The sequence below is a fragment of the Citrobacter sedlakii genome (assembly GCF_018128425.1).
Taxonomy (GTDB): Bacteria; Pseudomonadota; Gammaproteobacteria; order Enterobacterales; family Enterobacteriaceae; genus Citrobacter_A; species Citrobacter_A sedlakii.
Map to the genome: position 1 here is coordinate 1,138,089 of NZ_CP071070.1, position 14,021 is coordinate 1,152,109.

Annotated in this window: 6 protein-coding genes and 4 pseudogenes; 6 read left to right on the forward strand and 4 right to left on the reverse strand. The window is 45.9% G+C overall.

From position 1 onward, the window contains the following. Positions 1-139: 139 nt before the first annotated feature. Together JY391_RS05410 and JY391_RS05415 are read right to left on the reverse strand one after the other, a co-directional pair. The gene (locus tag JY391_RS05410) at positions 140-1,483 is read right to left on the reverse strand and encodes a hypothetical protein (RefSeq protein WP_211935351.1); all 1,344 of its coding nucleotides are present in this window, start codon (positions 1,481-1,483) and stop codon (positions 140-142) included. Between the two features lie 32 nt (positions 1,484-1,515). Beyond that, positions 1,516-2,713: pseudogene (locus JY391_RS05415) on the reverse strand (integrase domain-containing protein). A gap of 655 nt (positions 2,714-3,368) precedes the next feature. Between JY391_RS05415 and JY391_RS05420 the strand changes: the two are divergent. Continuing rightward, positions 3,369-5,258: a DUF262 domain-containing protein gene (locus JY391_RS05420; protein ID WP_211935352.1), complete on the forward strand. Its 1,890-nt coding sequence runs from the start codon at positions 3,369-3,371 to the stop codon at positions 5,256-5,258. Positions 5,259-5,598: 340 nt separating this feature from the next. Then, positions 5,599-5,961 (forward strand): GIY-YIG nuclease family protein, encoded by a 363-nt coding sequence (locus JY391_RS05425; protein WP_171256540.1) that lies wholly within the window; start codon positions 5,599-5,601, stop codon positions 5,959-5,961. A 73-nt stretch (positions 5,962-6,034) separates the two neighbouring features. Here JY391_RS05425 and JY391_RS05430 read toward each other — a convergent pair. Further along, positions 6,035-6,334: pseudogene (locus tag JY391_RS05430) on the reverse strand (putative quinol monooxygenase). 258 nt (positions 6,335-6,592) lie between these two features. Between JY391_RS05430 and JY391_RS05435 the strand changes: the two are divergent. From JY391_RS05435 to JY391_RS05445, 3 genes and pseudogenes are all read left to right on the forward strand, one after another. Next, positions 6,593-8,032: a hypothetical protein gene (locus tag JY391_RS05435; protein ID WP_211935353.1), complete on the forward strand. Its 1,440-nt coding sequence runs from the start codon at positions 6,593-6,595 to the stop codon at positions 8,030-8,032. A 95-nt stretch (positions 8,033-8,127) separates the two neighbouring features. Continuing rightward, positions 8,128-9,263 (forward strand): annotated as a pseudogene (locus tag JY391_RS05440) (IS3 family transposase). Positions 9,264-9,268: 5 nt separating this feature from the next. Next, a pseudogene (locus JY391_RS05445) lies at positions 9,269-10,176 on the forward strand (IS3 family transposase); the annotation flags it as partial. A gap of 230 nt (positions 10,177-10,406) precedes the next feature. On the opposite strand, the gene JY391_RS23960 reads toward JY391_RS05445, so the two are convergent. Further along, positions 10,407-10,757, reverse strand: a complete 351-nt coding sequence (locus tag JY391_RS23960; RefSeq protein WP_211935354.1) for a LuxR C-terminal-related transcriptional regulator — start codon at positions 10,755-10,757, stop codon at positions 10,407-10,409. Between the two features lie 935 nt (positions 10,758-11,692). On the opposite strand from JY391_RS23960, the gene JY391_RS05455 reads away from it, so the two are divergent. Next, positions 11,693-14,008 (forward strand): autotransporter outer membrane beta-barrel domain-containing protein, encoded by a 2,316-nt coding sequence (locus JY391_RS05455; protein ID WP_211935355.1) that lies wholly within the window; start codon positions 11,693-11,695, stop codon positions 14,006-14,008. Positions 14,009-14,021 lie beyond the last annotated feature (13 nt).

Sequence of the window (14,021 nt, forward strand, 5' to 3'; positions counted from 1 at the left end):
GTTTTGCATGTGTTTTCCCGCCCCAGCACTCCCTGCCTGCGCCAGTTGCGGAGTGGCCTGAGGCCACCTTTGCACCTGCATTAAAAACGCCCCCTTAAGCGGGTAGGCGTGGCGGGGAGAGCATTGCGCGCGAAGTGCATCATTTATTTTTCATTTGCCAAAGGAAGTACAAATCATTTGATCTAGCCTCACTTTTCCCTCTTATGGTTTTAGTATAGTCAACGGCAGTGCTAATAATTGCTGCTCCACCTCCTACAGCAGCCAGTAAGTGGCTAAGATCATTTGGTAGAATTCCTGCATATAACCCGAAAGAAACAGTACCAGAACCAATAATGATTTTATCTCTTATCCCAGCTTTGGTTTTTTTCTTCCAGTCACTTACTTTTTTTTCAATAATGTTGATCTCAGGGAGAATTTGGTCTCTAAATATTTCAGAAATCTCTCTTTGTTCCCAATATGTACTCTTTCTAATTAAATTATTGACTTTGTCTCTGTAAACCTTGAACGACTCTTCTTCTTTCTCCCTAATTTTCAGTATGTTTTCTAAATTTTTACTTTGTATTGTTGGTAGGTAGTGTTCAATTGAAGAGTTGAAACTTGTTGAGTTTACTTTGTATATGGAGGGGTTGGTACTTGTTGCTATTTTAATTTGCTGCTGGTTGTCACATAAATATGATGTGCCATAAAATTTTGTGTGCCACTCTTGTTCTGATAAGTCTTTAATTATTGGTGATATGATTAAATCAAGGATCTGTTCTTGAGCTATTTCTTTCATTGAAAATATATAGGGTAAAGTCTTATTGAAGAGTGATTTAATATAATCACCAACTGGTTCCATGAGATGAAAATACATTACTCCATGCTCGATAAAACTATCTGGCCCTTTTATCTCAAAGAAAGGAGTACCGTCGGCAGTAATATCAAAACTAACAGTGCATTTGTGAATTAATTCTTCATGAAGTAATTCATATAACTCCTTCTCTTTTTTGATTAATTCTTCAGAAAGCGGGGTGGCCAATGACAGTCCGTGTCCGTGGCATAATGCGACTTTATTAAGTGCGTATTTGATTATGCCTCTTTTAATTAATGGTTTTAGATAAAGGTAGTTGTATATACCAGCAATAACATCTTGCTTTGACATGCTGTTGACGTTTTCGACTCCGTCTATAATGATTTTTTCAAACGGATTTTGAATATAAACTTCATCGCTATAGAGTGCAGAGAATGATGCTACTTGTAATATTTTATTAATTCGGCATTCTGCGGCGGAACATGGATGACGACCACCGCTTAAAGAGGTGTTTGCTATAAATGAAAAATTTTCATTTTTATGTGGATTTATATTAAAATAATGTCTGGTAACAAGATATAGAGTTTCAGTAAACTCATAGAAAGCTTCGGTATCCATGCCTAGAATTGAAGATTCAATATGACCTTGCGTCCCGAGAATAATTATTTCATCCAATTCTGAAATAAAATCCATAATTACGATCCTTTTAAGTTTACCAATGTAACTCAATGCAAAAGTGATTTCTTTACGAACAGTCCCCACCAGTTCATTAAATCATAGCGCACAGCTAAGTAAGTAGACCTATTGTAAGCACGGCGTACTTCATTTTAATCTGAATGAGCTAGAGCCGCCTCAATAACATCTGCATTGAATCCCTGCTCGTTGAGGGCAGTACTTGCAATTGAGCGTAGTCCATGAGCAACTAACTTACCATCATAGCCAATGCGTTTTAAAGCGGCATTAGCAGTTTGGCTATTCATTGATTTTTTTGGATCATTCCTACTAGGGAAAACATGTTCCCTATGAGCGCTGATTGGCTTCATTACATCCAGAATCTCTAATGCATGTGGTGATAAAGGAACAATATGTTCCCGCTTAGCTTTCATCCGTTCGGCTGGAATAGTCCAGAGCTTCGCATGGAGATCGATCTCTACCCACCGAACGCCGGAGGCCTCAGAAGGGCGCACAAGCGTCAGGAGCTGCCATTCAATGAGACAGCGAGTTGAAACGGAGAGGTTCGACATCTCCAAAGAACGCATCAGCTTCGGCAATTCTTCTGGCCGGAGCGTCGGCATGTTTTGCTTTTTAGGTTTCTCAAACGCCATTCCGACACCAGATGCCGGGTTTGCATCAATCAGGCCAGTGTTGACGGCGTAGATGATGATTTCGTTAATACGCTGCACCAGTCGACGTACAGTCTCAAGCGCTCACGAGCTTTGATTGGTTCAAGTGCTTCAATCAATGTTCGGGCTTTGATTTGCTGAACGGGGATCTCACCGATGGCAGGGAATATATCTTTCTCCAGTGAACGCCAAATGTCTTTTGCGTAATCAGGGATGACGCTATTGCTTTTGAGATTGAACCAGTTAGCAGCGACCGTCGAAAAAATACTGTCCAGAGCGATTTGCTGCTGTTCCTCCGCAACTTCAGCTTGAATTTGCGGGTCGATTCCCTTGTCCAATAAGGCAAGGTAATCCGCTCTTAATCCTCGAGCATCAGCAAGCGAAAGGGCGGGGAAAACACCAAGTCCCATAATTGTTCGCTGTTTTGTTGCTGGACGTTGATAGCGAAAGCGCCAGAGTTTCTTGCCGCTGGTTTTCACTATCAGGAAAAGTTCATCCCCATCATGCGGTGTTAGATCCTTCTCTAACGCTTTGGCGCGCAGAACTTCGGTATTGGTCAGGGGCGTGTTGTCCGTGCCACTGTGGCTGCTCCTTCAAGAATTAGTATAGGCTTTTAGGTATACATCATACCGTATACCTAAACGTATACCAATAATCACCGGATTTAGCCGGATGTTCTCGGACAACGTCAGACACAAAAAAGCCCGCAGGGCTTGTGCCATGCGGGCTTTCTGTATTTCACCGGACGTATCCGGATAATTGTTTGGGCTGGCGTCCTTGTAATTGGTGGGGGGGGGGTTGAGTTTGTTGGGGATTTTGATTTTTTGCGGGGAAGGGAAGGCGCAAAAAGAGTGGTGATGATGTTGATATGGAAGGGGTTTTTGTAACGTCATGATTTTTAAGTTGATTGTTGAGAGCTGGGTTTTGCGTGTTGGTTGAGGCTATGGTGGAAGTTGAATGCTTGTCGTTCGTTTCCTGAAGTGAGCGTTTCTGTCGGATAATTCACTCTCTTGAATTTTCTGGCCTGTAGACCATGCTCATCAAATACATACTAATAATCGACGGCGATACAGGGTAAGCGTAAAGTGATAACCGTCAATGCGGCTATCACTTTACGCTTACCAATAATCTTCGATATCTTAACTGACTTCTACAGGAGCTTGTTACCTGAATAGGTGGTGGCAACCTTACGTTTCTTAAGCTCTTAAAATACTTAACGTTATTATAGGAACCCCATGAAATCAGAGCCGCTTACCGTCAATCAACTCTTCCAGAATCGTCGGCAGTATTGCGTTCCATTTTATCAACGAGCCTATGTATGGACACTAAGAGACCAATGGTCAGCTTTATTAGAAGATATTATCGATAAGGCTGAGAGCAGACTTTCTAAAACAAAACCAACGCCTCACTTCCTCGGGGCCATCGTGCTCGAACCACAATCCAAAGACAGCCTATTGGGGGTGGATACGTCACACATCATTGATGGCCAGCAGCGACTCACCACACTTCAGTATGTTCTTGCTTCCATCCGTCTTGCTCTTCGGGCAACAGGACTTTCCGGCCTGGAGAAGATCGTATTGCCTTGTTTACGCAACATAAACGAAGAGACTATGCGTAATGTAGACGTTGAACGTTTCAAACTTTGGCCGACATTCCGTGATCAAAAAGACTTTATTAAAAGTCTCAACGTTGACTCAGTCGAAGCTCTTCGCGAGGTCTATCCGGAAAACTTCACACAACACGGGACCCTGCGTAAGTATTTCAGCCACCCACCCTCACTGGAAGCATTATGGTTCTTTAGTGACGCTTTTATTCAGTTCATCAACGCGGAAGGGCACCCTGTAGCCTCAAATGCAGAGGCTTTGATTAATGCAGTCCTGACTGACCTCAAAATGATCAACATCACCCTGGAGGAAGGAGATGATGCTCAAATCATTTTTGAAACGTTAAATGGCCGTGGGGCAGAACTTCATGCAACTGATCTCATTCGCAATTACATCTTTATGCGCGCTGTAAGTGACGATATTGATGCTGCGATGTTGTATGAGAATGACTGGAAGTCTTTTGAAGATCCCTACTGGACTGAAAATCAACGCCGTGGTCGTATTTATAAACCCCGACTGGAATGGTTAATTCACGCCACGCTACAGGCTGAAAAACGCAGTGAGGTGGATTTGTCGCGCCTTTACAATGAATTCCGGGACTTTGTGTCTAAGGATATGCCTGCGCGCCGCGCCGATCAGCAGGTCGCGCTTCTCACTCGCTATGCTAATCAATATAAAGAACTGATCGGAGATAGTGGTACGACTCCTGTCGCGCGCTTTGGCCGTCGTATTGCAGCCTATGACGTGACGACTATTCATCCTCTTGCGCTCCTGATTTCAGTCACTGATATCTCTGATACCGAAAAGACAATCATGTTTAATGATCTAGTCTCATATGTTGTACGAAGAGCCGTGTGTGGGCTGACACCTAAGAACTACAATAACGTATTCATGGCTGTCTTACGGCACCTGGCTAAAACTGCCGTTTCCAGTGTTGAGCTACGTTACAGCCTTAAGAATTTGAATGGCGAGGCTTCTCGCTGGCCGACTGATTCAGAATTCCTTAATGCCTGTATCACCGCACAGCTTTATCCTGGCAGGCTTGATACGCCGAAGATGCGTATGATGCTGACAGAGCTTGAAGGGGAACTGCGCCGTCAGGTTAAAACAGAGGAACCAGATGTTCCTAAACTTTCCAGCCTTGATATCGATCACCTTATGCCTCAACAGTGGTTCTCTCACTGGCCTCTCGAAAATGGGCAATCTGTTACGGATACAGAAGCATCAGCGGTTGCTCAGATAGTTCTTGCAGGTGCGGAGCTGACGCCTGATCAGGAACTGGTGCAGAAACGGCAGCAAGTAATTGCAACTTTGGGAAATCTTACGTTACTTAACCTCAGCGTGAATCGATCCCTCCAACACTCAGATTTTCTAAAGAAACGCGATGCTTTTCTTGCACATACCAGCTTGCGTTTGAACGTGCCTCTGACCGTTAAAGACAGATGGGATGAGGAACAAATTCTCGCCCGTGGTGCGTTGCTAGGGAATGCCGCACTTAAAATGTGGCCGCAAGCTGATTAACGTCTTGCGTGAGATTACTTCAAAGCCTGCCGTTTCAACAGTCTAGTTAGGTTGCATCGGACTAAAAAAAGGCCGCTTTCGCGGCCTTTTCGTTATAAGACTTACCCTTCTTATTCAGGCCATTCCATTTCTGGTCCGAACTCCGAGAGTGCTCATGTCCCGTCAGCATTGTGCCAGAAGCGGACATTGTTAACATCGGTCTTTATTAACTGATGTGGAGTAAATCACTTGCGGGTCAATTATTTTACAACATCCTGATTATTAGGGCATACTTTAAACGAGTATGGTGAGGATGACGGAGGGCGAAATAGTGATGAATGGTGGATGGATATACGTTTTCATGACTGCCAGTGACTACGGTCGTTACAAAGTGGGATTCACTAAGCGTAATCCGATGTTGCGGCTCAAGCAACTTCGCACGGGGGATCCCAAGATTGGATTCGAGGTGGCCTTTTTTATTCCAGATTCATTAGGTATTAAACTATCAGCGTTAGAAGCAATGCTTCATGAAGAACTGGGACCGTCGGTCGAATTCTGGGATGAACAGAAATCAGAATGGTTCAAAGGTGAACCCTCTGATGTATGGTATGAATTGCAATCTTTATTAACAACATTTGGATACGAAGTAACAGACTTCTACCAGCCATATGAGAATAAGATTGTGCGTTTTTGGGAGGAAGAAATCATTTCTCTATTTAGCTAATCCATATCAACTAATAAAAATGAAAATCTCTGGATACGCCCAAGGCTTGCCCGTTTCATGCCAGGAATGGTCTTTATCTCTCCGGATCCACCCGAACATCCATCAGAATATACTGCGCAGCCTTACGCGTGTGTTGATCAATCAAGGGAACAAGCCGAGTGAAATGCTCGCTGGTGCAGTGTGTATCGAGTGCTGCCCGGTCAGGCCACTCTTCAATGAAAATAAAATGCCCCGGATCCTTTTAATTCCAGTACAAATTATAAGCAATACACAGGGGCCCTTCTGTCGTGGCCGCGATGAGTTCGCGGTAGAAAGGGAGAACGGTGTCGATGCTCTCGGGCTTGATAAAATCTTCGTCGATGACATTTAGCATGTGAACTCCTTCATTAAAAATGCGGGTACTGGCAGCCTGAAGGGCTGGTCAGTTCCAATAGCAGACATCCACACAATTATGTAAAATAGGCTAGTGAGTCAGCATTCATGTAGTTCAGATCATCTATAGCTGAAATTACGATCGCTTAACAGTGATTCACTTATAACTGCTAGCGAGCAATGTTCTTGTTTGAACCTCAAATTGAAACCACAAAATCGAAAGGTTAAATAATCGATTATCCAAATAGAAGGCAATTCAATGGGAAATCACGATTTTATTAAATATATTATATTATTTGGCTTGTCTGGGATAATGTTGGCTATGTTAGTGCTCTTTATTTCCTCTGTAGCATATTATTTTTTCACCCATAATAAAGGAGTTCTTCAGTATATAATTAAAACTATTTCCATAGGCCTTGTAACTATTCCAGTCGCAATAATACTAATCGTTGCACTCGTCCATTATGTTGTCTGGCAAAAAGGGATTTCAACGGCATGGCGTTTTATATTCCCCTCGACTAAAACAACAACCGAGAATGATATTGCTAATGCTGAATCAGAAGATGTTATTGTTCACCTTGTTCATGGAACATTCGAGACGAATGCAACTTGGACACAACCTGAGTCGAAAATGTGCAAATCAATTAACTCAAGGAATCCCAATATTGGTATATCTCGATTTAAATGGGATGGCAAAAACTCTGCATCCTCTCGTAAACAAGCGGCATATCAATTAGGAATGCATATTGATAACTCTCCTGCAAAATACAATTATATTATTGCACATAGCCATGGGGCAGCTATTGTAAGAGAAATGTCTTATTTACGAAGTGATATTACAAAAAAAATTCAAGGCGTATGTCTTTTGTCACCACCGTTCATCTTTCGACGTAGGATAAAAAGAACGTCAGGTACTTTAATTAATCTTATTGATATTAGCGGAACTTTGGCTATTCAATTGTTACTTGCAGCATTTTTAGTGCCTTTGAATCTATATAATATTAATTATGCTGCAGTAATTTTTTTCGTTTCAATATTTGCAGAAATTATAATTTCCAAAAAATATAAAAAAGAATTTTTGCAGGAAGTTGAGAGTGGCGAGCACTGTGAAGCGGTTGATTTTAGGAATGTTGAAATTTATCACGCAATTGGTGATGAAGCCGATTCAGGCCTAAGATTTGTAAGTTCACTTCACGAAGGGTGTTTTGCAATTCTTTCCCAGCTAAAAAAAGCTCAAGTAAGTCATAAAAAGCTAACACATTGGTCAGCAGTTTTAAGCTACCTATTTTATATTTCCATGAGTGTATTAATATGGTTCTTCTATCCTGAAGAAAAATCATGGATTATAGTATTATTAGTAAGCTTTGTTTTAACTTCTATTTCTCACATTTGGCAAAGGTTGAAACCATCAAAGGATGTTCCTCATGTTTTACTTATTGCAGCAATACCAGTTGCGATTTTTTCATTTTGGTTGGCTGTAGCTAAGGCCATAGCTTATGGAGATTTGCGATTAATATTTTGCCCGGAAGTTTTTATTGCATCATCTGAAACTCCAGCTGGAGATCATAAAGTTATTAAATTTGCTCCACAGAATGATGGTATATTAATACACTCAACACACTCGCATCCGGAGGCTATAATTAATGTTTCTGAATGGTTATATTGTTCTGAGAATGAAAGGGCAAATGGTGAATCATAGATTAATATAGCCACCATAAATTAATTTTTAATATACTGGAGTGCCCCCGAGCTCGTAGACAAATCTGCCCTATAGTTTGAGCATAGGAGGAGTCTATGGGCACACCACGTTTTACCCCTGAATTTAAGGAAGAGGCTGTCCGCCAGATCACCGAGCGGGGCTATTCCATCGCTGAAGTATCTGAACGGCTCGGCGTGTCGGCGCACAGCCTTTATAAATGGCTCCGGGCTGTTAAGCCTGACAACAGTGGGCAGCAGGCACAGGATTTACTTGATGCCAGAACAGAAATTCTCAGGCTGAAAGCACAGCTTAAACGCACTGAGGAAGAGCGGAATATTCTAAAAAAGGCAGCGCGGTACTTTGCAAGGGAGCCCGACTGAAGTACCGCTTTATCAACGATCACCGTGAAATCTGGTCGATTGTTACGATGTGTCGGGTCCTTAAGGTTGCCCGTGCCGGATTTTATGTCTGGCTCCATAACCCTGTATCCGCCGGAGAAAAGGATAACCAGCGACTGCTGGAACTCATCCGCGACTCCTATAGGCTGAGTGGTGGAGTTTACGGTTATCGCAGGGTTCATGGCGATCTTCGCGAAATTGGCGAAGTGTACAGCAGAAACCGGGTTGCCAAAATCATGAGGAAAAACAGGCTCCAGGCTATACATGGTTATAAAGTGCCACGCGGAACCCGAGGACGACCGTCACTGATAGCGCCCAATCGCGTGCGGCGTGAATTTACTGTAGTGAAGCCCAATCAGGTGTGGGTCACCGACATCACCTACATCCGCACCTGGCAGGGCTGGCTGTACCTGGCAGTGGTTATCGATCTTTTTGCCCGTAATGTGGTGGGCTGGTCGATGAAGCCGACACTGTCACGCGAGCTGGCACTGGATGCGCTGCTGATGGCGGTCTGACGACGTAAACCTGAAGAAAACGTCATTGTGCACAGCGATCAGGGCAGTCAGTATGGCAGTGATGACTGGCAGCGGTTCTGCCGGGCCAATAATCTGGTACCGAGCATGAGCCGTCGCGGCAACTGCTGGGATAATGCAGTGGCAGAATCGTTCTTCAGTTCACTCAAAAAAGAGCGCATCAGGAAGCGGATATATAAAACCCGGGACATGGCCCGGGCGGATATTTTCGATTACATTGAAGTGTTCTACAACCGTAACCGACGCCACAGCCACCTTGATGGCGTCAGCCCGGAGGCCTTCGAAAAGGCCTCGCCGTGAGGACAGAACGGGATGAGGAACTGGCCATTCCCCAAAAGGTCGCGACATACTTCGCGAAGCGCCTGAAATGAAGTATGTCTTCATCGAAAAACATCAGGCTGAGTTCAGTATCAAAGCCATGTGCCGTGTACTTCAGGTTGCCCGTAGCGGCTGGTACGTTTGGTATCAGCGTCATCATCAGATAAACCGGCGTCAGCAGTTCCGCCTTGTCTGTGATAACGTCGTCCGGGAGGCATTCAGTAACGCTAAACAGCGCTATGGCGCGCCGCGTCTGACGGATGAGCTTCGTGCTCAGGGACGGGTGTATAACATAAAAACCGTAGCGGCCAGCCTGCGCCGGCAGGGACCGCGGGCAAAAGCCTCGCGTCGGCTCAGCCCGGTCTGCCAGTAACAGAGAATCTGCTGAAGCAAGACTTTTACGCCAGCGGCCCGAATCAGAAGTGGGTGGGGGCATCACGTATCTTCGCACCGGTGAAGGCTGGCATTATCTGGCCGTGGTTATCGATCTGTGATCGCGATCAGTCATTGGCTGGTCGATGTCATCGTGGATGACAGTACAGCTGGCCTGCTATGCGTTACAGATGGCGTTGTGGCGGCGTAAACCCCTGAAAATGTCATCGTTTATACAGACAGAGGCGGTCAGTACTGTTCAACGGATTACCAGAGCTTACTGAAACGCCATAATCTGCGGGGCAGTATGAGCGCCAGAGGCTGTTGTTACGACAATGCCTGTGCGGAAAGCTTCTTCCACACGCTGAAGGTGGAACGTATCCACGGAGAGGACTTTGCCAGCCGGGAAATAATGCCGACAGCAGTGTTTAATTATATTGAGCGCGATTACAATCGCTGGCGTCGCCACAGTGACTGCGGCGGTCTCAGTCCGGAACAATTTGAAAACCAGAATCTCGCTTAGGGCAGTGTCCACATTACGCGGGTAGGATCAGACACCGTTGTCCTGGAAGGGGATTGTAACTGCCTGAAGTCATTCTCTGTGGGTGTTGTGTTCAAAATCAAGTTTATCGAGGACTATAAGGCTGCACTCATGGGTGAACGTGCGTTTAGTTCTCTTGTTCTTTGAGTCACCCGTTTTGTGTTGAGGTGAGGATATAACCTTTAATCAGGTGGCACAAATTTATTGTGCCACTACAAAGAGATAATAAACCGCAAAAAATCAGTACGATTCTTTAGCCTCAGTTTTTTCATGGTACCAGGTTTATGCTGGTTGATGGTTTTCTGGCTACAGCATAAATACCCGCTTACTGCCTTCTGTGACCTCAGCACCCAGAAAACGTTAAGCACTCGTTTTTCTTGCGATGTTAACCCTCCCGTTTTTATTCTGATATACCTTTGCGAGCGCCATGAAAACACACCCAGCATATCCTCCAGCGTTTCGTCCCCGGACAGAAGGTGCAGGGGCCCTGCTTTTCTGAATACATGCTCCCTGAATACATCATGATAAGCCTTATCCGGCCGGAGGGCTGGTTTCTGATACATGCCAGTGTACTTTCCAGTTCGTCAAGAGAGTAGTTACCCCAGGCACAGATAATATAGAATTCATGCCAGGAACTGATGGCAGATAAACCATCAAGAAGATATTCAACTACCTGAAGATAAAACCTGTCTCCGGTACATCCTGTTAGTGTAAACATGACATGCCTCCCTGAAAAGGGGAATGTTAGCGAGTGAACATCCAATAGCAAAAGTATTCCCCCGATAAATAATGCATTCCTGGATGCAAAAATACACCCAAGAATGCATTATTTATCTCTCTGTATCTAAGAATGTTCTGTTGTATGATTATAGCGTCATTTCACAGCTTATGTGAATTGAATTGAATTGCTGAATGTAACTCTCAAATTTAACTTAAAACTCATATCGTGAATTTATTTAAATTAAATACACTTATCACGGCTATAGCCGTGACCCTGCCCTCAGGGGAGGTTCTGGCAGAATATTATTATAACCAGAATATATCTGATGGTATAACTATTAATACTGGCGAGATAGCCAACATTTATCAATCCACCGTCAATAATGATGTTAAGAATCACTCCTCACTACCCGGTGATGCCGGGATTGATGCACGGCAGGGAAGTGAGGTGCATATCGCATACTCCACCGCCACCGGTATTGTCAGTAATGGCGCAGATATAGAAATGACGGAATCAATGATATACCGGGCGAATGTCTCCAGTAATATCTATAGCGGAATATTTATCACATCGACGAATTCGGCTCTGTCTGACCGGTACTCTGTAATAAATTGTTCCGGATGTGCGGGGGCAATTCAACTCAAACACGCAGAACAAAGCACTGTTGTACTGGAAGGAACCTCAATCTATGCAACCGATGAGGTTGATGACGTAACCGGCTCCTATGCTGGCCATACCAGCGGTATTTTAGTCAACTGGTTGTCAGGGAATAATTCAGTGACATTGGACAGTGCCCACATATCCGGCTATAGCGCCAGAGGGGAATCCGGATGGTACTCCGGAGTGGTGGGTATAGATGTGGAAAACTCTGACAATAATCAAATCTGGTTAACCAACGGCAGCGACATTACTGTAGGTGGTGACCAGTATGCGTATCATATGGCCGGCATTCGAGATGGTAGCAGCGCAACAAATACGACTATCGTCATTGATAATTCATCAGTTTATGCCCCAGGAGATGGCCATAATGGCAAGGGAATTATTCTGGAGGGCACAAATGCCATTCTGTCAGCACAGAATGATTCGTCTGTTTCCGGTTCCAGGGTGGGTATTATGGTTGGCGCGAATAACAACACCGTAAATATTCTCAGCGGTTCGCAGGTAAGCGGAGATACTGCCATTCTTATCGGGCCAGACCCGAAATATGTCATACCAGTATCGGGCACTGTCATTAATGTCGATAACTCAACCGTCACGGGAGTCACTAACCTGCTGGATATTTCAGCCGGTACTAAAGCAGCCGATATCAGCTTTACCGCATCTTCAGCATCCGGAACCATCCTGCAGGAGTCCAAATATGACCAGACAGTCAGAATAGACAGCACAGCCTGGCACGGTAATACCGCCAAAACAGATGGTGCCGGAGCGTTGAACCTGGATCTCAGCAACGGGTCCGTCTGGACAAACACCGCAGAATCCACAGCAGATGGCATCGCTTTGAGCGGCAACAGCACCATCATTATGAATGGCGGTAATATCACGACCGGAACCCTGGAAAGCATTACATCCACAAATGGCTCACTCAGTGCAGCCTCTTATGCACCTGCTAATATCTATTCAACCTGGGATGCCAATAGCGGCGCGGCCTATGTTCTGACGGCAGGTACAGCATCCGGGACCTTTAATACCGGTGTCACCTCAAACTCTTCCGGGGCTGCCGGAGACATGCATGGTGATGTTATCGTTCATGTCGATGATGCTTCTGCCGCCACCTTCAACCCCGTGGAGTCGGATGTGGGGGTTTACCGCTATACCTCCTATACGGTGAACAATGCCGATGGCACCACGGATGTGGTGCTGGGTGGCGGAACCATACCACCGGACCCGACACCGACACCAGACCCGACACCAACACCGGACCCGGCACCAACACCGGACCCGGCACCAACACCGGACCCTGCACCAACACCGGACCCTGCACCAACACCGGACCCGGCACCAACACCGGACCCGGCACCGACACCGGACCCGGCACCGACACCGGACCCGGCACCGACACCGGACCCGGCACCAACACCGGACCCGGCACCAACACCGGACCCGACACCGACACCGGACCCGACACCGACACCGGACCCGATACCTGACCCGATACCAGAACTGTCCACCGGTTCCCAGTCGGTGATAAATTCCCGCGCCGCTGCCGTGAATCTCTGGCATGACGAAGAGGAGGCACTAAGTCTGCGTATGGATAACGAGCGCCGTACTGGTTCCACATCTGGCGGGCAAAAAGACAATGGTGTGTGGGGCAGCTACTATGGCGGTTACCACCGCCAGCAGATGGATACTGCGAGTACCGGTTTTGACCAGACCAATAACGGCTTTATGCTGGGTATGGACAAACGTGTCGAGCTCAGCAACGGGAACCTGCTGGCCGGGATCGCCTTCATACGCGGTTTCTCTGACATCAATATGCACGATGAAGGCAGTGCGGGTACAAATGCTGACAGCTACGGGGTATTACTGTATGGCTCCTGGCGTCTGAACAACGGTCTGTTTATGGACGCAACCCTGAAAGGTGAACATCAGAAGAATGACATGGATGTGATTTCCACTGATGGCGGGTACGCACACGGTCATTACAGCACTAACGGTTACGGCGGCTCCCTGAAAGCCGGGTATCACTGGCAGAATAAGGATATGTTTGTCGAACCCTATGTAAAGACATCTTACGTTCACTATGACGGCGTGGACTACACCCTGTCTAACGGACTGCATGCGAAGGACAGCAATTATCGCTCCCTGCGTATGGAAGGTGGTGCCAATATCGGAACCCGCCTCAGCGTGCATAATGTGGAAGTGAAGCCGTACCTGCATCTGGCAGTGGCAAAAGAAACGGCGGATAACAACACCATGCGGATTAACGGTGTGGCAGTGGATGACAGCACTGGCGGTAGCCAAGGGATAGTGGGGCTGGGGGCGGATGTGAAGTTCACCCGGAGTCTGGGGGCGTACGTCGACGCAAACTATGCGAAAGGCCATGATACCGAAAGCCCGTGGCAGGTGAATACCGGCATCACCTGGAGCTGGTGATAACGACATACCG

Excerpts from the sequence above, each read along its gene's own strand:
- JY391_RS05410 (WP_211935351.1), bottom strand. The coding sequence starts at position 1,483 with ATGGATTTTATTTCAGAATTGGATGAAATAATTATTCTCGGGACGCAA.
- JY391_RS05420 (WP_211935352.1), top strand. The coding sequence starts at position 3,369 with ATGAAATCAGAGCCGCTTACCGTCAATCAACTCTTCCAGAATCGTCGG.
- JY391_RS05425 (WP_171256540.1), top strand. The coding sequence starts at position 5,599 with ATGACTGCCAGTGACTACGGTCGTTACAAAGTGGGATTCACTAAGCGT.
- JY391_RS05435 (WP_211935353.1), top strand. The coding sequence starts at position 6,593 with ATGGGAAATCACGATTTTATTAAATATATTATATTATTTGGCTTGTCT.
- JY391_RS23960 (WP_211935354.1), bottom strand. The coding sequence starts at position 10,757 with ATGTATCAGAAACCAGCCCTCCGGCCGGATAAGGCTTATCATGATGTA.